The sequence below is a fragment of the Streptomyces sp. NPDC091280 genome, assembly GCF_044768565.1.
Lineage (GTDB): Bacteria > Actinomycetota > Actinomycetes > Streptomycetales > Streptomycetaceae > Streptomyces.
Genome location: NZ_JBIVUZ010000013.1, coordinates 91,499 through 110,345, shown reverse-complemented (window position 1 = coordinate 110,345; position 18,847 = coordinate 91,499). Strand labels below are relative to the sequence as shown.

Annotated in this window: 19 protein-coding genes; 10 read left to right on the top strand and 9 right to left on the bottom strand. The window is 70.8% G+C overall.

Annotation, left to right across the window (positions count from 1 at the left end; genetic code table 11):
* Positions 1–58: 58 nt before the first annotated feature.
* Positions 59–751: a UbiX family flavin prenyltransferase gene (locus ACIQPR_RS35055; RefSeq protein ID WP_403656739.1), complete on the bottom strand. Its 693-nt coding sequence runs from the start codon at positions 749–751 to the stop codon at positions 59–61.
* A gap of 91 nt (positions 752–842) precedes the next feature.
* On the opposite strand from ACIQPR_RS35055, the gene ACIQPR_RS35050 reads away from it, so the two are divergent.
* On the top strand, positions 843–1,448 hold the full coding sequence (locus ACIQPR_RS35050; RefSeq protein ID WP_403656736.1) for a rhomboid family intramembrane serine protease: 606 nt from the start codon (positions 843–845) through the stop codon (positions 1,446–1,448).
* On the opposite strand, the gene ACIQPR_RS35045 is transcribed toward ACIQPR_RS35050, so the two are convergent.
* From ACIQPR_RS35045 to ACIQPR_RS35035, 3 genes are read right to left on the bottom strand one after another with little or no spacing between them, the layout of a single operon-like run.
* Complete coding sequence (locus tag ACIQPR_RS35045; protein WP_403656733.1) at positions 1,439–2,011, bottom strand: Uma2 family endonuclease; 573 nt, start codon at positions 2,009–2,011, stop codon at positions 1,439–1,441. The two genes, ACIQPR_RS35050 and ACIQPR_RS35045, sit on opposite strands and share 10 nt — an antisense overlap.
* 47 nt (positions 2,012–2,058) lie before the next feature.
* Complete coding sequence (gene mqnP / locus ACIQPR_RS35040) at positions 2,059–2,961, bottom strand: menaquinone biosynthesis prenyltransferase MqnP (RefSeq protein WP_403656730.1); 903 nt, start codon at positions 2,959–2,961, stop codon at positions 2,059–2,061.
* Complete coding sequence (locus tag ACIQPR_RS35035) at positions 2,958–4,412, bottom strand: menaquinone biosynthesis decarboxylase (RefSeq protein ID WP_403656727.1); 1,455 nt, start codon at positions 4,410–4,412, stop codon at positions 2,958–2,960. Before ACIQPR_RS35035 ends, mqnP begins: the two co-directional genes overlap by 4 nt.
* Before the next feature lie 76 nt (positions 4,413–4,488).
* Between ACIQPR_RS35035 and ACIQPR_RS35030 the strand changes: the two genes are divergently transcribed.
* The gene (locus ACIQPR_RS35030) at positions 4,489–4,788 is read left to right on the top strand and encodes a PLD nuclease N-terminal domain-containing protein (RefSeq protein ID WP_403656724.1); all 300 of its coding nucleotides are present in this window, start codon (positions 4,489–4,491) and stop codon (positions 4,786–4,788) included.
* A 108-nt stretch (positions 4,789–4,896) separates the two neighbouring features.
* Positions 4,897–6,309: a purine-cytosine permease family protein gene (locus ACIQPR_RS35025; protein ID WP_403656721.1), complete on the top strand. Its 1,413-nt coding sequence runs from the start codon at positions 4,897–4,899 to the stop codon at positions 6,307–6,309.
* A gap of 30 nt (positions 6,310–6,339) precedes the next feature.
* Here ACIQPR_RS35025 and ACIQPR_RS35020 read toward each other — a convergent pair whose 3' ends face one another.
* Positions 6,340–7,383, bottom strand: a complete 1,044-nt coding sequence (locus ACIQPR_RS35020) for an epoxide hydrolase family protein (protein ID WP_403656718.1) — start codon at positions 7,381–7,383, stop codon at positions 6,340–6,342.
* A 37-nt stretch (positions 7,384–7,420) separates the two neighbouring features.
* Here ACIQPR_RS35020 and ACIQPR_RS35015 point away from each other — a divergent pair, with 37 nt between their 5' ends.
* Positions 7,421–7,981, top strand: a complete 561-nt coding sequence (locus tag ACIQPR_RS35015) for a TetR/AcrR family transcriptional regulator (protein ID WP_403656715.1) — start codon at positions 7,421–7,423, stop codon at positions 7,979–7,981.
* A 19-nt stretch (positions 7,982–8,000) separates the two neighbouring features.
* Here ACIQPR_RS35015 and ACIQPR_RS35010 read toward each other — a convergent pair whose 3' ends face one another.
* Together ACIQPR_RS35010 and ACIQPR_RS35005 are read right to left on the bottom strand one after the other, a co-directional pair.
* A complete protein-coding gene (locus tag ACIQPR_RS35010; protein WP_403656712.1) occupies positions 8,001–8,120 on the bottom strand; it encodes a DUF397 domain-containing protein in 120 nt (39 codons plus the stop codon).
* On the bottom strand, positions 8,077–9,021 hold the full coding sequence (locus tag ACIQPR_RS35005; RefSeq protein ID WP_403656709.1) for a Scr1 family TA system antitoxin-like transcriptional regulator: 945 nt from the start codon (positions 9,019–9,021) through the stop codon (positions 8,077–8,079). Before ACIQPR_RS35005 ends, ACIQPR_RS35010 begins: the two co-directional genes overlap by 44 nt.
* Before the next feature lie 117 nt (positions 9,022–9,138).
* Here ACIQPR_RS35005 and ACIQPR_RS35000 point away from each other — a divergent pair, with 117 nt between their 5' ends.
* The gene (locus ACIQPR_RS35000; protein WP_403656706.1) at positions 9,139–9,774 is read left to right on the top strand and encodes a hypothetical protein; all 636 of its coding nucleotides are present in this window, start codon (positions 9,139–9,141) and stop codon (positions 9,772–9,774) included.
* Between the two features lie 168 nt (positions 9,775–9,942).
* Here ACIQPR_RS35000 and ACIQPR_RS34995 read toward each other — a convergent pair whose 3' ends face one another.
* On the bottom strand, positions 9,943–11,538 hold the full coding sequence (locus tag ACIQPR_RS34995; RefSeq protein ID WP_403656703.1) for a protein kinase: 1,596 nt from the start codon (positions 11,536–11,538) through the stop codon (positions 9,943–9,945).
* Positions 11,539–11,631: 93 nt separating this feature from the next.
* Between ACIQPR_RS34995 and ACIQPR_RS34990 the strand changes: the two genes are divergently transcribed.
* On the top strand, positions 11,632–12,234 hold the full coding sequence (locus tag ACIQPR_RS34990; RefSeq protein WP_403656700.1) for a TetR/AcrR family transcriptional regulator: 603 nt from the start codon (positions 11,632–11,634) through the stop codon (positions 12,232–12,234).
* Between the two features lie 7 nt (positions 12,235–12,241).
* On the opposite strand, the gene ACIQPR_RS34985 is transcribed toward ACIQPR_RS34990, so the two are convergent.
* Positions 12,242–13,501 carry a PucR family transcriptional regulator gene (locus tag ACIQPR_RS34985; protein WP_403656697.1) on the bottom strand — a complete coding sequence of 420 codons (1,260 nt, stop codon included), beginning with the start codon at positions 13,499–13,501 and terminating at the stop codon, positions 12,242–12,244.
* Between the two features lie 100 nt (positions 13,502–13,601).
* Between ACIQPR_RS34985 and ACIQPR_RS34980 the strand changes: the two genes are divergently transcribed.
* The 4 genes from ACIQPR_RS34980 (at position 13,602) to ACIQPR_RS34965 (ending at position 18,841) form a co-directional block, all read left to right on the top strand.
* Complete coding sequence (locus tag ACIQPR_RS34980) at positions 13,602–14,060, top strand: nucleoside deaminase (protein WP_403656694.1); 459 nt, start codon at positions 13,602–13,604, stop codon at positions 14,058–14,060.
* Positions 14,053–15,018 (top strand): isopenicillin N synthase family dioxygenase, encoded by a 966-nt coding sequence (locus tag ACIQPR_RS34975; protein ID WP_403656691.1) that lies wholly within the window; start codon positions 14,053–14,055, stop codon positions 15,016–15,018. The genes ACIQPR_RS34980 and ACIQPR_RS34975 overlap by 8 nt, the downstream gene beginning before the upstream one ends.
* A gap of 140 nt (positions 15,019–15,158) precedes the next feature.
* The gene (locus tag ACIQPR_RS34970) at positions 15,159–17,303 is read left to right on the top strand and encodes a hypothetical protein (RefSeq protein ID WP_403656688.1); all 2,145 of its coding nucleotides are present in this window, start codon (positions 15,159–15,161) and stop codon (positions 17,301–17,303) included.
* Complete coding sequence (locus ACIQPR_RS34965; RefSeq protein WP_403656686.1) at positions 17,300–18,841, top strand: hypothetical protein; 1,542 nt, start codon at positions 17,300–17,302, stop codon at positions 18,839–18,841. Before ACIQPR_RS34970 ends, ACIQPR_RS34965 begins: the two co-directional genes overlap by 4 nt.
* Positions 18,842–18,847 lie beyond the last annotated feature (6 nt).

Sequence of the window (18,847 nt, the reverse complement as noted above, 5' to 3'; positions counted from 1 at the left end):
AAGTGATGACGAGTGATGCCGAGTGATGAGACGACGACGAATTCGCGGGTGCCCTACGTCAGTCGCCGGTGGGGCGGGAACCCCCGAGGTCGCCCTTCCACCGGCGGTACAGATCGTGCTCGACGCCCGCCGCGTCCAGGACCCGCCCGGCGACGAAGTCCACCAGGTCCTGGATGTGGGTGGCGCCGGCGTAGAAACCGGGCGAGGCCGGCACCACGGCCGCGCCCAGGTCGTCCAGGGTCACGAGGTGGCGCAGCGTCTGCCCGTTCAACGGGGTCTCGCGTACGGACACCACCAGCCTGCGGCGCTCCTTGAGGGTCACGCTCGCCGCGCGCTGGAGCAGGTCCTTGCTCAGCCCGAGGGCGACCCCGGCGACACAGGCGGTCGACGCGGGCACGATCAGCATGCCCTTCGCGGGATACGACCCCGAGGACGGCCCCGCCGCGAGGTCGCCCGCGCTCCAGTGCCGTACGGCGTCGGTGTCGATGGCGGGCTCGAAGGTGCCGGGCTTGCCGTCGGCGCCGCGGGCCAGCCATTCGCGCAGGTCGTCCTGCCAGTGCGCGTCCCTGAACGAGATCCCCGTCTCGTCCAGCAGGGTGAGCCGGGACGCCCGGGACACGACGAGGTCGACACTCTCGCCCGCGTCGAGGAGCCCGCGGAGCACCGCAGCCGCGTATGGGGTGCCGGAAGCGCCGGACACCCCTACGATCCAAGGCGTACGCGGCGTCTCTCCTGGCTTGACTGGGTTCACGGGACCGAGCCTAGCTGGCGTCCCGGAACGGGAACCGGTCAAGGGGGCCGGGGCGTTCTTCTGTGGGGACGAGTGGACCGTGGGGGGTGCCATGTCCGGTACGGGCTCGGAGTGGTCGCAGGGCGACCGCGCGAAGGCCGCGGCCAAGCTGATGGTGGGCTGGATCGCGCTGTTGTGGCTGCTCGAAGTGGTGGACGTGGTGTCCGGCCACGCGCTCGACAGCCTCGGGATCGTGCCGCGCGAGCCGTCCCAGCTGATCGACATCGTGCCGGCCGCGTTCATCCACTTCGGCTTCGCCCATGTGGCGGCGAACAGTGTGCCGCTGCTGGTGTTCGGTTTCCTCGCCGCGCTGGGCGGGATCCGGCGGTTCGCCGCGGTGTGCGCGCTGATCATCGTCGCGGACGGGCTCGGCGTCTGGCTGATATCCCCGGCCCACACCAACACCGCGGGCGCCTCCGGCCTGATCTTCGGCCTCTTCGGCTTCCTCCTGCTGACCGGCTTCGTCGAGCGCCGCCCACTGGGCATAGCGGTCGGCCTGCTGATCGGCGCGATCTGGGGCACGTCGATCCTGCTCGGCCTGGCCCCCACCCAGTCGGGGGTCAGCTGGCAGGGGCATCTGGTGGGGCTGGTGGCGGGGGTGGGGGCGGCGTTCGTGTTCCGGCGCCCCGCACAACGCCGGCCGACGCTTCAGGCCTGAGGACGGGCCTTCGGGTCGACCGGAAGGTGCGCGGTGGGGATCTTCAGCCTGCCCAGCGGGGAATCGACGGTGACCTCGGGACCGTAGGGGACGGTGTCGCGGCCCCGGTAGCCGTCCGGGCCGGGGTTCCACATCGTGACGGCGTGGCCCTGGAGAGGGTCGAGGACCAGGTAGTTGGCGATGCCTCTGGAGGCGTACCACTGGGCCTTGATTTCGTAGTCGCGGCGAATGCTTTCCGGGGACACGACCTCGGCGACGAACTCGATCAGGTCGAACGGGTAAGCACTCAGGTTCTCGGCCTCCGCCTCGGCGGGAATGACAGCGAGGTCGGGACAGAACTCGTTGGCGTCGTCGAAGGGAAACGCCACATCGCTCACCACGGCCCAGCCCGGCGGCAGTTGGTCCTCAACGACCGCCCACAGACGCTGAATGGTCCGTCCGTGGAACGCCCTGACCGGATTCATCACGATGCTGCCCTCGACAATCTCCGTCAGATAGCCGGGGAACATGCCCTCCAGCTTGCTGAGCTGCGAGTGCAGGCGGTCGATGCCCGAGACGGTCACACTGGCCTCCCTGGGGGTCCTGCTCTCGATGGTAAGCCGCACGCTACTCACACGGTCAGCCCCCGAACCAGCAGATCCAGCAGCGCGCACACGAACAGGGCGATCCCGATGAACCCGTTGACGCTGAAGAATGCCCTGTTCAGGCGGGACAGATCGTGCGGGCGGACGATCGAGTGCTCGTACACGAACGCGCCCGCGACGATCAGGAGGCCGAACCAGTAGAACGCGCCCGCGCCGGTCGTCGCGCCGTACCAGGCGAGGAGGGCCGTGGTGATCGTGTGGCAGACGCGGGCGCCCCAGATGGACGCCGGGACGCCGAAGCGGGCCGGGACCGACATGACGCCGGTCTCGCGGTCGGTCTCGATGTCCTGGCAGGCGTAGATCAGGTCGAAGCCGCCGATCCAGATGCCGACGGCGAGACCGAGGATCACCGCGTCCCAGGACCACTCGCCGGTGATCGCCAGCCAGCCGCCGACCGGGCCCATGGCCTGGGCGAGACCGAGGATGGCCTGCGGGAAGTTCGTGAACCGCTTGCCGTAGGGGTAGACCACCATCGGGATCACCGCGATGGGGGCGAGCGCCAGGCAGAGCGGGTTCAGCAGGGCCGCCGAGCCCAGGAACACGACGAGGGCGACGAGCGCGCCGGTCCACGCGTGCTTGACCGTCATCGCGCCGGTCACCAGCTCGCGGTGCGCGGTGCGCGGGTTACGGGCGTCGATCTCGCGGTCGATGATCCGGTTGACGGCCATCGCGAAGGTCCGCAGACCGACCATGCAGATCGTCACCAGGAGCAGCCGCCCCCAGTGGATGTTCTTGTCCAGCTCGAACATCGCGGTCAGCGCCGCGATGTAGGCGAAGGGCAGGGCGAAGACGGAGTGCTCGATCATGACGAGACGTAGGAACGCCTTGGTGCGCCCCGGCTGCGGGATCGCGGCTGATGCGCTGCTCACGAAAGTCCGTACTCCTTCCACCGGCGGTCGACCTTCGCCGCCGTCTCCGGGTCCGACAGCACCATCTCGGGCCAGCCGCCGTCCCGTGTGTAGCCCTCCTCGGGCCACTTCCTCGTCGCGTCGATACCCGCCTTGCCGCCCCAGAACTGCTGGTAGGAGGCGTGGTCGAGATGGTCGACGGGTCCTTCCACGACCGAGAGGTCGCGGGCGTAGTCCGTGTTGCCGAGAGCCCGCCACGCGACCTCGTGCAGATCGTGGACGTCGCAGTCGGAGTCGACGACCACGATCAGCTTGGTCAGGGACATCATGTGCGCACCCCAGACCGCGTGCATCACCTTCTGCGCGTGCTTCGGGTACTTCTTGTCGATCGACACGATCGCGCAGTTGTGGAATCCGCCCGCCTCGGGCAGGTGGTAGTCCACGATGTCCGGCACGATGATCTTCAGGAGGGGGAGGAAGAAGCGCTCGGTGGCCCGCCCCAGCGGTCCGTCCTCCGTCGGGGGCCGGCCCACGACGATCGACTGGAGCAACGGCCGCTTCCGCATCGTGACGCAGTCGATGGTGAGGGCGGGGAAGGGTTCCTGCGGGGTGTAGAACCCGGTGTGGTCGCCGAACGGCCCTTCCGGCAGCATCTCGCCGGGCTCCAGCCACCCCTCGATGACGACCTCGGCCTGCGCGGGCACCTGCAACGGCACGGTCTTGCAGTCGACCATCTCGATCCGCCTGCCCGCGATGAACCCGGCGAACAGGTACTCGTCGATGTCACCGGGGAGGGGGGCCGTCGAGGCGTAGGTCACGGCGGGCGGGCAGCCGAAGGCGATGGCGACCGGCAGCCGCTCCCCGCGCCGGGCGGCGACCTGGTAGTGGTTGCGGCTGTCCTTGTGGATCTGCCAGTGCATGCCGATGGTGCGCTTGTCGTGCCGCTGGAGCCGGTAGAGCCCGAGGTTGCGGATGCCGCTCTCCGGGTCCTTGGTGTGCGTGAGCCCGAGGTTGAAGAAGGACCCGCCGTCCTGCGGCCAGGTGAACAGCGCGGGCAGCGCGTCGAGATCGACGTCGTCGCCGTGCAGCACGACCTCCTGCACCGGCGCGTCCTTGACCTTCTTCGGCGGTACGTGGGTCATCGACCCGAGCTTCCCGAAGGCGTCCCGCACCCCCACGAACCCCTGCGGCAGCTCGGGCCGCAGCAGTCCGCCGATCTTGTCGGAGATGTCGCCGTACGACTTCAGCCCGAGCGCCTTCAGCAGTCGCCGGTCGGTCCCGAAGACGTTCATGGCGAGGGGCATCGAGGACCCCTTCACGTTCTCGAAGAGAAGCGCGGGCCCGCCGGCCTTCTGGACCCGGTCGACGATCTCCCCGACCTCCAGGTACGGGTCCACCTCGGCCTTGATGCGCTTGAGGTCTCCCTCGCGTTCCAGTGCCCTGAGCAGGGAGCGAAGATCGTCGTAAGCCATGTGTCCAAGTATCGGCCACCCGCTAACCTGACCCCGTCACCGGGGCCGTCTCACCTCTCTGGAGAATCTCGCCGCCATGCTCAGGTATCTGCCGTTCCTGCTGGTCCTGGCTCTGTGGATCTACGCCTTCGTGGACTGCCTGAACACGCCCGAGGAGGATGTGCGGGGCATGCCGAAGCTGGCGTGGGTGTTCGTGATCCTGCTCTTCGGTGAGGTCCTGGTGGGCCCGGTCGCCTGGCTGATCGCGGGCAGGCCGCGGCGCGACCCGGCCGGGGCGACGGCCGCGCCGGGCCGGTGGGTCGCGCCGGACGACAACCCCGAGTTCCTGAAGTCGCTGAACAAGGACGACCCCAAGCCGGACCCCAAGACCGAGTAGCGAGCGGCGAGCAGCGAGCGGTACGTGCAGGTTGTACGCAGGTGGGCGGCCCGGTACGGACATCGCGCCTCTGGGCCCGGACCGGCCGGAACCGGACACTTACCTCGCATGACGACTGCTCCCGCCGACTCCACCGGCACCCTCGCCCCCGCCTACGGTGACAAGGTCATCGCCGTCGAGACGGCGGGCGCCGAGCCCATCCCCGACGCCGAACGGCACGGCAGCCCGCTCCAGTTGCTCTGGACCTGGGCGTCCCCGAACATCGAGTTCGCGACCGTCTACATCGGCGTGATCTCGGTCCTCTTCTTCGGCCTGAGCTTCTGGCAGGCGACCGCGGCGATCGTCCTGGGCACCGGCCTCGGCGCGATCACCCAGGGCTTCCTGTCGCTGGACGGCCCGCGCTTCGGCGTCCCGCAGATGGTGATCGGCCGCTTCTCCTTCGGCTTCCGCGGCAACATCATTCCGTCGGCGGCCAACGGCCTGGTGGCGGGCGTCGGTTGGTTCGCGGTGAACAGCGTGAGCGCGGCCTTCGCACTGAACACCCTGACGGGCCTACGTCCCCTCCCATCCCTCCTCCTGGTGGTCGTCGCCGAGATCCTCATCGGGTTCATCGGCCACAACTTCGTGCACACCTTCGAGAAGTACGCGTTCCCGGCACTCGCGGTGATCTTCCTGCTGGCCGGGGTGTGGACCTTCAAGGACGCGCACCTCGGCGGGGGCGGCACGGGCGGCGGCGTGGGCGGCTTCCTGCTCGCCTTCAGCGCGGCCTGGGGCTACGCGGCCGGCTGGAACCCGTACGCCTCGGACTACGCGCGCTATCTCCCGCGTACGGCGGACAAGTTCAAGACGGTTCTGTACCCCGCGCTCGGCCTGTTCGTGTCGGTGACGTTCGTGGCGGTGATGGGCGCGGCCTCGGCGACGCTGCTGGCCCCCAAGGACGCGACCCCGACCGCCGCCTTCACCGGTCATCTCCCGTCCTGGCTGGGCGACTTGGTGCTGATCGCGATCATCCTCGGCGCGATCTCCGCGAACGCGCTCAACGTCTACTCCGGCGCGATCTCCCTCACCGCCCTCGGCCTGAAACTCCCGGCGTGGCTCAACCGCAGCGTCCTGGTGGTGGTCTCGGGCGTGGCCGGTACGGCGGCGGCCTGGGCGTCCCTGTCCGACGCGGGCTCGGCGTACGAGGCGTTCCTGCTGGTCATCGCGTACTGGGTGGCGCCCTGGCTGGGCGTGGTCCTGGTGGAGCGCTGGTACCAGTCCCGCATCCCCACCGACGAGCTGTCCCCCCGCCTGACCGACCCCAAGTTCACCAACTGGCCAGGCCTGGCGGCCCTGTTGATCGGCATCGCGGTCTCGGTCCCGCTCTTCTCCAACCAGGAGGACTACGTCGGCTACGTCCCGAAGCACTGGCCGTCGTTCGGCGACAGCACGCCGATCGTCGGGTTCGTGCTGAGCGCGGTGCTGTACGTGGTGCTGCGGGCGGCGCTGCGGCCGAAGGGGCCTCAGGAGCAGCAGGCGTAGGACCGGCGACGCGAGCGGCGGCTCTCCGTCTCAGCCGCCGCCGAGCCGGATCGCCCGGCGTACGTCGCGGACGTAGGCCTCGGGCTGTTCCCAGGCCGCGAAGTGGCCGCCGGCGCGGTGTTCCACGTAGTCGCGGACGTTCAGGAACACCTCGGCGTAGCTGCGCGGTTCCGGCTTGGTGTCGTGCGGGAACACGGAGAGCACGGTCGGTGTGTCGATCCGTCCGGGGAGGGAGACGGGTTCGGTGTAGGTGGCGAAAGAGGTGCCGATCGTGCCGGTGACCCAGTAGGCGGTGACCCAGGTGAGGAGTTCGTCCGGGGTGAAGGCCGACTCGTCGGACCAGGACTCCAGTTTCTCCACGATCCATGCCGCGAGGCCGGCCGGTGAGTCGCCGAGGGCGACGGCGAGCGTGTTGGGCCGCGTCGACTGTTCGGCGATGTACCCGCCCTCGGCCCGGAACCACTGCGCCGCCCGGCCGAGATAGGCCGCCGCGTCGGGCGCGAGCGTCGCCGGGTCCGCCGTGAACGCGTGCTGCGGGGCGATGTTCGTGAGGTGCAGGGCGGCCACCCGGTCGGGGTGTCGGGCCGCCAGGAGTTCCGCGACGGTGCCGCCCACGTCGCCGCCGGACACCGTGTAGCGCGAGTGACCGAGTTCGTCGAGCGCGTCCGCGACGATCCCGGCGATCCGGTCGGCCGACATGCCGGGGGCGGTGAGCGGGGCCGCGAACGGGAAGCCCGGCAGCGCGGGAACCACCACGTGGGCGTCCGTGAGCAGCGGCAGGACGCGCTCGAACCGCAGCACCGAGTCCGGCCAGCCGTGCAGCAGCACGACAACCGGGGCGCCCGGGTCCGCCGACCGCTGGTGGATCACCCGCAGGTCGGTGCCACCGGCCCGCACCGTCACCCAGGGCAGGGCCTCGATACGGCGCTCGTGCGCGCTCCAGTCGTAGCCGTTCGCCCAGTGTTCGAGCAGTTCGTCGAGGCGGGTGCCGCGGATGCCGCGCGTCCCGTCGTCACTCCACGGGGTCGTGACCCGCCGCGTCCGCCCGAGCCGTTCCCGTATGTCGCTCATCATGTGTATCACCGTACACATGATGTGTATGCTTGTACACATGACATCGCGCAACGCCGCCGCCACGAGGCAGCGCATCCTGGAGCACGCACAACGACAGTTCGCCCAGTACGGGTTTACGGCCATCACGGTCAAAGGTGTGGCCGACGCGGCCGAGGTGTCGCCGAACCTCATCACGCGCTACTTCGGCGGCAAGGACGGCCTTTTCCTGGCGGCGACCCAGGTGAAGATCCCGGTCTCCGCCTCCTTCGACGGCGACCGTTCCTCGTTGGGGTCGCGGCTCGCGGCGAGCATCGTCCAGCGCTGGTTCGGCGCGCCCGGGGAGGATCCGCTGCTGGTCCTGCAACGCGCGTCCGGCGAACGCCCTGAAGCGGCCGAGGCGTTGGCCGCCTTCCTCGACACGAACTCACTGGAGCCGCTGCACCGCTATCTGCGCGACAGCGGCCTGGACGACGCGGACGCCCGCAGCCGGGCGGCGGCGATCGACGCGTTCGTGCTCGGCGTCTCGACCCGCCGCCGAATCCTCCGCGCCGAACTCGGCGAACCCGCCGAACTCCAGGCCTGGTTGAGCACCACCATCCAACGCCTCGCCGACGGGTGACACACGTCCGGCGGGGACGTCAGCGCAGCGCGTCCATGAACGCGGACCAGGCGGAGCGGGTCACGAGCAGCACGGGTCCTTCGGAGACCTTGCTGTCACGCACCGGCACGACGACGGGGGAACCGGGGGCGATTTCCACGCAGTTGCCGCCGTTGTCGCCGCTGTAGCTGCTCTTGATCCAGGTCGCCGCGTTGAGGTCGTGCCTGTCCATGGTGCTCGTACCCCTCCATCACGTCGCTGATCAGAGCGGCGGATTCGCGGGCTGACGGGATGTCTGCCCTGAGCACATCATAGGTCTGGCTGTGGCGCGCGAAGGTGGTCGGATCGTTGTTGAAGTGCCCACGGTCCAGGGACTCCGAGTACACCCACCGCCCCTCCGGCAACTCGATCAACGACATCGAGTTGCGGGGACGGATGAGTCCGAAGAGACCTGCCGGAGCCACCTGAATACGGATGTTGGGACGCAGACCGACACTCAGTAGATGGGCGCACTGGTCCCGCATGACCTCCGGACTGCCCACCGCGTTGCGCAGACAACTCTCGTCCAGAACGGCGACGTACAACGGGCCCTCGTCGGCCAGGAAGCGCGGTTGACGACTCAACCGAGCCCGGACACGCGACTCGATCTCGTCAACGTCCGTGCGGTTACGGCCGAACAGGGCATACGCATAGCCCCGAGTCTGCAACAGGCCTGGGATGACCTGGTCTTGATACTCCCGCAGCGCAACGGCCCGCCCATCCATCTCCGCCCGGCGCTCGAACCAGTCCGGATGCTGTACCTCGGGATACCAGTCGATCTGGCGCCACATCCGCAGCAACGCCCCACCCGTACCCAGGATTTCGTCGCACTTCTTCGCGAACGACTCCTGCGGGACCCGCGTCCCCGCCTCGACCTTCGCCACATGGGAACGGTCGCAAGGGATCTGTCTGGCCAACGCCTCCTGGGTGAGCAACTCGGCTTCGCGATAGAAGCGGAGTAAGTCGCCGAACAGCACCGCGTTACTGACTCCGCCCGTGGCCTCCGCATTTCGCTGGGTCACAGAACCCGCCTCCCCTCCGTGGCAATGGCCCAGTGGCACGCGTCAAGCATTGATACGCACCGTTCCCGCACGCGACTCTCTATACACCCAGAGTGATCAAGTGGCCCCGGAGCGAACATGGTTGAGCCAAACCCGAAGCAGATCGAACAAGGAACGCTCGTGCACGACTCCCGTACGAACAAAGTAGGTGAGTACCGGGGCAAGGCGGGCCCCTACGCGATGCTGCGCCCGGTCGGCGGCGGCCGGGAGTGGGAGACCGACCCCGGGTCGATCCGCCCGGCGACCCGGGAGGAACGGCTGAGCGCCAGCGTGAAGGCGGCCAACTCCCGCTCCGGCGAAGGGAATTCCGTGCCGTACGACATCGGGACGCCACCCGCGCCCGTCCCCGACTGTGCCGCCTGCGCCGAGCTGGCCGCACTCCGGCACGAGGCCCGTACCCGTGGCGACGGAACCGCCGAGACCGACGCGAACGTGCTGCTGCGCCGGCACCAGCACCGGGACCACGACATCCGGCACCGGCGGATCTTCCGGTTCGTGCCGTACGCGATCACGCAGGACCCGGCGGCGGAACCGGAGTACGAGGCGCGTTGCGTCTCGGGGGACGAGGCCGACTGCGGAGCCGGTTCGGGGCCCCGGGCCGACCCGGCGGACGTCGAGGAGTGGCAGCGCCGTCACACCCAGGAGACCCGCCACACCCGCTACCGCCGCAGCTTCGCCGACTACGCGGTGCTGGAGGCAGGGACCCCGGCCTGAGGCCCCCGCAGTGGCGGTCGGCCGGGTCCGCAGCCGTCCGTATCCCCCGGAACGGACGGACGCGGGACCCGGCCACAGCCCAGTGTGAATCGGCGCGTTGTCGGACCGGAAGCAGGTTCTCGAAACCTACTCTAGAAATTCACTCTAGAAACGAGCCCCCTCCCCCCTTCAGTCCCACACGCTGATCCGTCGCGCACAGATCGAGATCGACTTCCTCGGCTTGGTGCTCGCGTAGACGAGAACCCTGTCGGAAGCGCTCAGGCATGTCGTCGAGTTGACCGAGACGACCTTGTAGTCCTGGTCCCACGGCACGGGGAACTGGCACGACTGGACATATCCAGAACCCTTGCCTCCGTCCTCGACACGGATGCAGTCACCGGCCTTGGCACCGAAGATGTCCCGCGAGTCGACATGGTTGTAGAAGATGAAGGCGACGGCCAGCACGCCCCCGAGGAACTTCAGCAGACCGAGGCCGGACGACTTCCCCGACGCCGGCGTCGACACCGGTATCGGCGTCGGTGTCGGCGTCGGCTGGATCAGGCCGAGGACATCCCCGACCACCACCGTCCTGCCCAACTCCGGCCCCACCTGCCGGAGTTGACCGTCCACCGGCGCGACGACCGAGGCGCGCGTCCGTCCGTCGGTCACCGAGCACAGGGCCTCGCCCTTGCCGACCGTGTCCCCCGGCCGCCGGTGCCAGCGCGTCAGCGTCACCCGTCCCGCCCCGGCCAACTCCCCTGCCAGCGGCGGCAGTCGCACCGGTACGACCCCGTCCGCGTCCGCCCTCCGCAGGAACAGCGCGCCCATCGCGTCCGCGAGGTCCCCCAGCAGCGCCTTGCGCACCACCGTGTCCGACGCGTCCGTACCCTCCTGCGGCATGAGCAGGGTCGCCATCAGCGCGCCCCGCCGCACGATCATCGTGGCGACCTCGTCGGGATTCCGGCGCGCGGCCGGGTCGTAGGCCTGCGTGGCCGCCGCGAAGCGGTCCAGGAGTTCCGGCGCGGTCGGCCGGTGCGCCGGGTCCTTCTCCAGGCAGGGCAGGAGCAGCGCGGCGAGCGCCGGGGGCACGCCGGTCAGGTCGGGGTCCTCGTAGACGACGCGGTGCAGTACGGCGAAGGTCGTGCCGTCGCCGAACGGGGTCCGCCCGGTGACCGCGTGGGCGAGCAGGCTCGCGAGGCTGAACACATCCGATCTGGGGCCGACTTGGCCGTCCCGCACCTGTTCCGGGGACATGAAGGCAGGGGTGCCGATCACTCCGTGGGTGGTCAGCCGGGGCGACGCGTCGAGGGCGCGGGCGATGCCGAAGTCGATGATCCGGGGGCCGTCCTCGGCCAGGATCACGTTGCCCGGTTTGAGGTCCCGGTGCACGAGTCCGCAGGCGTGGATGGCGGCCAGCCCCTCGGCGAGCCCGGCGCCGAGCGCGGTCACGTTCCCCACCGGCAGCGGGCCGAACGCGGCCACCGCCTCCTGGAGCGAGGGCCCGGGTATGTAGGCCGTGGCCAGCCAGGGCGTCCCGGCCTCGGGGTCGGCGTCCACCACGGGTGCGGTGTAGAAGCCGCCGACCTTGCGGGCCGCCTCGACCTCGGCACGGAAGCGGCGCCGGAAGCCGGGGTCCTGGGCGAGATGCGGCCGTACGACCTTCACCGCGACCAGCCGCCCGCCCCGCGACCTGGCCAGATACACATCGCCCATGCCACCCCCGCCCAGGCGGCGCAGCAGGTCGTACGGGCCGATCCGGGCGTCCGCGCGCAAGGCTTCTGGCATACGGGCATTCTGGACGACGAACGGCACTATCGAAACTATCTTCTAGAAAACAGTTCTAGAAATTCACGGAGTCGGGGGTGACACTATGGAGCCGTGAGACGCAAACAGCAGCGGGGTGAGGCCACCTACGAGCAACTGCTGGACGTCGCCTTGCGCGTGTACGTGGAGTCCGGCGACCAGGGGCTGACCGTCGGCGCCGTCACCAAGGCGAGCGGGGTGAGCCTGGGCAGTCTCTACCACCACTTCGGCAGCATCGACGGCCTGTTGAACGTGCTGATCACGCGCTGGCTCGGCCGGCTGCTGGAGACCACGGCCGCCGCCCTTGTGGGCACGCGCTCGGCCCGGACCGGCATCCAGGCCGTCGTCACCGCCTACCTGGGCTTCGTGCGGGAGCACCACGACGCCGCCCTGCTGCTGCACTCCGCCGACGCGGACCGCCGGGGCATGGCCGACGGCAAGGGGCTGCGGGACGCGCAGGAGGCCCGGCTCTCGCCGCTCGCGCAGTGGGTGCAGGGATATGTGGACGCCGGTGAACTCGCCCCGCTGCCCCCGGCGTTGATCGAGGTACTAGTCCTCGGCCCGGTGATCGGCGTGGCCCGGCGCTGGCTGTCCGGCGTCGACGACGTCGACCTGGAGGAGGCGGCCCGGCTGCTGCCGGAGCGGATCTGGCGCTCGGTCGCCGCGGACCCGACGTAGGCGACTCCTAGGCCACCGTCCGCAGGCCCCGGGACCGCACCGCCCCCATCCCCCGCACCACCCGGTGCGCGCACACCGCGGCCAGCAACTCCCCCAGCAGATCGGGGTCGTCGATCTCCAGGCCGAGCAACGACTCGATGCGTTCGAGGCGTTGGTAGAGCGACTGGCGGCCGATGTGCAGGAGGGACGCGGTGCGGGTGGGCGAGCAGCCGTGGCGCAGATGGACCTCCAACGTCCGCACCAGGTCGCTGGGATGGGCCGCCTCCCAGGCCAGCAGCGGGCCCAGCGTGTGCTGCACCAGCCGGGCCAGCCGGTCCCGGTTCGCGTCGACGCCGCCACGCGTCAGCTCGCGCTCCAGTGCCAGGGCCCGAGCCGAGGTCACCAACGGGCCCTCCGGCAGGGCGGGTTCGGCCGCCGGGACGGTCAGCGCCAGCTCCAGCGTCGTACGGGCCGCCCGCAGGGTGTCGCTCCAGCGCAGCCAGCCGCCGCCCGCCTCGACCGCGTGCCCGACCGCGACCGTCAGGCCCGGGTCGGCGGCCGTACGGAAGGCCTCCTGCACGGCGCGGACCGGGTCGCCGGAGACGGCGGCGGGCAGGGCGAGCAGGGCCAGGACGTCCCCGGGGAACGCGGCCCGCAGAACACTCGCGCCGCCCAGCAGCCGCACCGCCCGGTCGACGGAGGCCACCTCGCGCGCGCCGTGCACCGAGACCCCGATCAGCCGGGCGCCCGGTCCGGGGTGGAAGCCGGCGAGGGCGGACCGCGCCTCGACCTCCGGCTGGTTGAGGGCGGCCCGGTCGGCGAGGTCGGCCAGCAGGGCGGCGGTGTGGTCGTCGCCCCAGGGCCGTACGACGGAACGGCCGGACAGGCCGCGGGCCACGATCGCCCGGTTGGCGGCCTCGGTGATCCGCACGAAGGGGACGACCCGGTGCAGGGCCAGCAGCGGAAGGCCCAGGCGGCGGGCCTCGTCGGTGACCTCCGGCGGCATCGTCGGCAGCGAACGGCCGACCTCCACGGCCAGACCGGACGCGCCCCGGGCCGCCAGCTCGCGGACGTAGCGGCGGCGGATCTCGGCGTCCGTGTCGGTGAGGCCGAAGCCGTTGGTGAGGAGGAGTTCACCGCCGTCGAGGAAGTTCGCGCCCTCGTAGACCTCGCTGGAGTGGACCCAGCGCACGGGACGGTCCAGGGCGCTCTCCCCGGCGAGGAGTTCGGGCTCGCTGGCCCGGACCGGGTCGAGGGACAGGACCTCGCGGAGGGTGAGTGCGGGCACGGGAACCTCCAGAGGCGCGGACAGTTCGTCCGGGTACGGGTTCCGGGGAGAGTACTTTCCGCACGTTGCCCTCGTGTTTCGGCCACTGGAGAGTGAACACATGAAGCCTTTGGATCAGGCACAAGCAAGCGGCTGGCTCGCCACCGCCGTCGAGGAGGCCCGCGCCGGACTCGGCGAGGGCGGCATCCCGATCGGCGCCGCGCTCTACGGCGCCGACGGCACCCTGCTGGGGCGCGGCCACAACCGGCGCGTCCAGGACGACGACCCCTCCATGCACGCGGAGACCGCCGCCTTCCGGGCGGCGGGACGGCAGCGGTCGTACCGGGGCACGACGATGGTGACGACCCTCTCCCCCTGCTGGTACTGCTCCGGCCTGGTGCGCCAGTTCGGCATCTCACGGGTCGTGGTCGGCGAGGCCACGACCTTCCACGGCGGACACGACTGGCTGGCCGAGCACGGCGTGGAGATCATCCTGCTCGACGACGCCGAGTGCACCGGCCTGATGCGCGACTTCATCAAGGACCACCCGGCACTCTGGAACGAGGACATCGGTGACTGAGCCCCGCATTCCCACGATCGACCTGCGCCCATGGCTCACCGGTGACGAGGAGGCCCGCAAGGACATCGCGCGTACCGTCGACGACGCGCTCCAGACCGCCGGGTTCCTGCTCGTCACCGGGCACGGGGTCGATCCGGTGCTGCGGTCCCGGATCCGGGAGGCCGCGCGGGCCTTCTTCGCACTGCCCGTCGGGGTCAAGGAGCCGTACTCCGCGAAGGTCGGCGGGCGCGGGTGGCTCGGGCCCGGTGCCGAGGCCAACGGGTACTCGGAGGGGACCGAGACCCCGCCGGATCTGAAGGAGTCGCTGACGTTCGCCACGCACCGGCCGTTCGAGGACCCGGTGGTCAACGCGGAGTGGTACGCGCCCAACGTGTGGCCGACGGAGATCCCGGGACTCCAGGAGCTGTGCGAGGAGTACCTCGACCGGATGGGCGAGCTGGAGAAGCAGCTGCTGTCGCTGCTCGGGGAGGCGCTGGGGCTCGAACCCGACTTCTTCTCACGGCACATGGACCATCCGACGTACGGGTTCAACATCAACTGGTACCCGGGAGCGGAGGTCGTCGGGGAGCCGGAGCCGGGGCAGTTCCGGATCGGGCCGCACACCGACTTCGGGACGGTCACCATCCTCGACCGGCAGGCCGGGAAGGGGGGCCTTCAGGTCTTCACCGACGAGGGCGGCTGGGAGGACGCGCCGTTCGATCCGGCCGCGTTCACCATCAACATCGGTGATCTGATGGCCCGTTGGACCGGCGACCGGTGGCGGTCGGGGCGCCACCGCGTGCTGCCGCCGCCCGCCGACGCGCCCGCCGAGGAGCTGATGTCGCTGGTGTACTTCGGCGAGTGCACCCCGGGCACGCTGGTGGAGTCGGTGCCCGCGCCGGTCGGGCGGGTGGCGTACGAGGCTGTCGACTCGCATGTGTATCTGCGGGAGAAGCTGGACTCGATCACCGTCGAATAGATCATCCACCCGGCCGCCGTTCCGACATTTTCGTAACTCAACGGACACCACCCGACCTAGTCCGAACCAACTCCCCCTATTTACCCTGGTGTTGATAGACAGGTTCGGGTGTGCAGGGCAACCGCTCAGGGGGAGACGCGGTGAGTAGAGGGCTGCACGGCCGCGGGGCGCTGTTCGAGGCACAACCGCCCGGTCTCGCCTCGCGCCTGACCGGGCTGCGCCCCTACCAGCTGCTCACCTCGCCGTACGAACACCCGGAGCCGCCCTTCGTGGTGCTCGCGGGCGCGCGCGGGCTCGGCAAGAGCACGGTGCTGGCGGAGCTGCGCGCCGCCTACCGCGGGCACACGCCGGTCGCCCTGATCGACTGCGAGGCCGACCGGCTCGTACGGCTGCCGGACGGGCGGCCCGCGGCGACCTGGTCGCCGGTGTGGCAGGCGCTGACCACGGTCGCGGAGCAGCTGCGGGAGCCGGTGGTGCACGGCGCCGGCGCCATCGATTTCCCCCGTCTGGAGGCCGGGCTGCTGGCGGTCTGCGCGACCGGCTGGGACGCCCGGGACGAGGACAGCGCCCGTGCGGAGGCCCGGCGCATCCTGCTGCTGAGCGATCCGGCCCGGCGCTGGTCGGTGATCGCGCAGGGGTGGGCGGCCAAGGTCGCCTCCCGGCTGATCGCCAATGTGTCCGGTACCGGTCCGGTCGGCCAGGCCTTCATCGAGGCCACCCTCGACACCCTGTTCGACGTGGTGTGGACGCCGAACGGGCTGCTGAAGGCGGGTGCCGACTGGTACCGCGACTATCCGGGCGCGAGCGGCGACCCCAAGCGCGGGCTGATCGAGATCGCCCGGGACTTCCGTGCCGACGGCACCTCCCGTACGGACGCCGAACGCTGGCTGCTGCGCGCCCTGTTGGCCGATCTGGGCGACACCTACCGGCGGCGCTGGGAGCGGCTGCGCCGGGTCGGGCGGCCGGTCGTGCTGATCGACAACGTGCAGTCGGGGCCGGGGCCGGGCCTGATGAAGGCCGTGCTGAAGGAGCGTTCCGACGGGGTCGGCGACCAGGTGGCGTTCTTCGCCGCGCTGCGCGGGGACCGGCATCCCGATCTGCCGGACGCGGTACGTCATCCGCTGCCGGAGGTGGCGCGGGCGAGCGGCTGGGTGCCGGGGGCCTCGGCGTCCTCGCGGGCCCTGCTGGTGACGCTGCCGCCGCTGACTCCGGAGGAGACCCGGCGGGTCGTCGCGGACGTGTGCGCGACGGAGCAGACCCGGGTCGAGGTGCCGCCCCAACTGCCGTACGCCATCCACCGGTTGACGGCCGGCAGTCCGCTGGGGGCGGCGCTGCTCGGCGAGGCGGTACGGCAGACCCGGCCCGTGGGGGCCGTGAGTCCCGGGGAGTTGCTGACGGCGGGGCTGAAGCCGGAGGGGGACGCGGCGGGTGATCCGCGGCCGGTGTACCGGGAGTTGCTGGACCGGCTGGTGGCTCCGGGGATCGCGGAGGAGCTGGCCGTGCTGGCCACCGCGCACGACGGTGACTCGGCGCGGGCGCTGGCCCAGGGGCGGCGGCTGCGGGACAGTTTCGGCGCGTCCGGGGTCAACCGGCTGCGTACCCAGCTGACTTCGGAGGGGCTGCCGCCGGCGGCGGGCTACTTCGTGGGCGATTCGTTCCTGCGCACGCTGCTCCTGCTGCGGCTGCATCTGGACGACGCGGACCACGGGCGGTGGCGGGCCGTGCACCGTTCGCTGCTCTCGTACTACGAGGGGCTGCCCGGCAGCCCGGACGCCCCGGGCCGGGCCCGCTACCGGCTGCACCACGAACTCGCCCTCGGCGACACGGCGGACGCGGTGGAGTACCTGCGGGACAACTTCCGTCTCGTCGCGCCGCGCGCGTGGCTGGAGACACTGCTGTTCGTGACGGCCGCGCCCTACTACCACGCGCACGATCCGCACGGCCGGGACATCGGCGCGGCCGGCGACCACCGCAAGGCCGTCGCGCTGGCCCGCACGGACGCCCAGGAGCAGCCGCCGGAGGGCGTGGACCCGGTCCTGCATCTGACGGTACGGCGGCTGCTGCACGCGGTGTGGCAGGTGACCGATCCGCTGGTGCTGCCGGACGCGGAGGTCGCGGACCGGATGCACTTCGACCTGGAGCAGCTCTCCACGGTCTGGCCGGCGGGCAGCGAACTGCTGTGGCGGGCGGCGCGGCAGTGGCCGGAGCACGCGCTGGCGGGCCGCCCGCTGCGGGTCCCGGCGGACACGGACGGCGGCGACGACGGAAGCGGGGGGCCGCGGTGAGGCGACGGCTGCGCGAGCTGTTCGAGGAGATCCGGACCATCCCGGTGTACCGGTACACGGCCCTGGTGCTGGCGGCCGTCCTGGTCGCCGGACTGGTCGTGCTGGTCCGCACGGCCCTGCGCGAGGACCGTTCCTGCGCGGCCGGGGTGGCCCGGCCCGAGGGCAGCGACGAGTGCGTGGGGGTGTCGACGTCCGGCTTCGACTTCGGGCAGCGCCGGCTCGCCGACACGGTCCGGGCGGTGGCGCGCGAGAACGCCAGGCTGAAGGCGGGCACCTATGTCTCGGTCGCGCTCTACGAGCCGTTCACCGCGACCGACACCGACACGCTGAACGATGTCCAGCACGAGTTGCAGGGCGCCTATCTCGCGCAGTACGCGGCCAACCACGACGACAACGGCGAGACGCCGTACATCCGGCTGGTGCTCGCCAACCCCGGTGCCACGGGCTCCCATTGGGAGCGGGCGGTGGACCGGATCGTGGCGATGACGACCTCGTCGGACCGGTTGCGGGCGGTCACCGGGATAGGGACCAGCACCGACAACAACAAGAAGGCCGTGGCGAAGCTGACCCGGCTCGGCGTGCCGGTGGTCGGCTCCTCCATCACCGCCGACGACCTCGCCAACGGGCAGCACGGCAAGGACCCTTACCCCGGTCTGGCCCGGGTCTCCCCCACCAACACGGACGAGGCGCGTGCGCTGACCTCGTTCGCCAAGGTGGCGGCCGACCGGGCGCTGCTGGTCTACGACAAGCCGGGCGACCCGTACACCAAGACACTGCAACAGGCCTTCACCGCACTGCTGAAGGGATCGCCGTACGGCTCCTGGCCGTTCACCCCGCCCGCGGACCGCAGCCAGGAGGGCAGTACGCCCAACACGTTCCGGCAGATCACCGACCTCGTGTGCGACACGGACGCGAAGCTGGACACCGTGTTCTTCGCCGGGCGGCACACCCAACTGCGCCAGTTCATCAACGCGTTGGGCCGCCGCGGCTGCCAGTCACGGAAGTTCACGGTGCTCAGCGGCGACGAGGGCTCGTACCTGACCGGCGACAGCCGCCTCGACACCAGCGCCCTCCAGCACGGGGTCTCCGTGCGCTACACCGCGCTCGCCCACCCCGACGCCTGGCTCAAGAACGCCCCGGCGACCGGGGGTTCGGCCCGGGACTCGGCGGAACTCGACAGGCTGCTGGCCGCCGCCAAGGCCGCTCCGGTGGGCCCGATCGGCCCGGTCGCCCTCGACGACGGGCAGTCGATCATCGCCTACGACGCGATGCAACTCGCCGTCCACGGCGTCCGCGAGGCCACCCCCGCCCAGCGGAAGATCCCGCCGCTGTCCGACGTCGGCCTCCAATGGCCGCAGGTCAAGGGCTCGTTGCGGGTGAGCGGGGCGAGCGGCTGGATCTGCCTGGACGTCCACGGCAACCCGTACGACAAGGCCGTACCGATCGTGGAACTCACCCCGAAGGGCACCGCGCGCTTCGTGAAACTCGCCTGGCCGGAGGGCAGGCCCCCGTCGAAGGAGTGCCTGCCTCCGGCCTAGGCGGCG

Bases quoted from the DNA above. Each gene is read 5' to 3' on its own strand.
- ACIQPR_RS35050 (WP_403656736.1), top strand. From the start codon at position 843: ATGTCCGGTACGGGCTCGGAGTGGTCGCAGGGCGACCGCGCGAAGGCC.
- ACIQPR_RS35035 (WP_403656727.1), bottom strand. From the start codon at position 4,412: ATGGCTTACGACGATCTTCGCTCCCTGCTCAGGGCACTGGAACGCGAG.
- ACIQPR_RS35030 (WP_403656724.1), top strand. From the start codon at position 4,489: ATGCTCAGGTATCTGCCGTTCCTGCTGGTCCTGGCTCTGTGGATCTAC.
- ACIQPR_RS35025 (WP_403656721.1), top strand. From the start codon at position 4,897: ATGACGACTGCTCCCGCCGACTCCACCGGCACCCTCGCCCCCGCCTAC.
- ACIQPR_RS35020 (WP_403656718.1), bottom strand. From the start codon at position 7,383: ATGATGAGCGACATACGGGAACGGCTCGGGCGGACGCGGCGGGTCACG.
- ACIQPR_RS35015 (WP_403656715.1), top strand. From the start codon at position 7,421: ATGACATCGCGCAACGCCGCCGCCACGAGGCAGCGCATCCTGGAGCAC.
- ACIQPR_RS35000 (WP_403656706.1), top strand. From the start codon at position 9,139: ATGGTTGAGCCAAACCCGAAGCAGATCGAACAAGGAACGCTCGTGCAC.
- ACIQPR_RS34995 (WP_403656703.1), bottom strand. From the start codon at position 11,538: ATGCCAGAAGCCTTGCGCGCGGACGCCCGGATCGGCCCGTACGACCTG.
- ACIQPR_RS34980 (WP_403656694.1), top strand. From the start codon at position 13,602: ATGAAGCCTTTGGATCAGGCACAAGCAAGCGGCTGGCTCGCCACCGCC.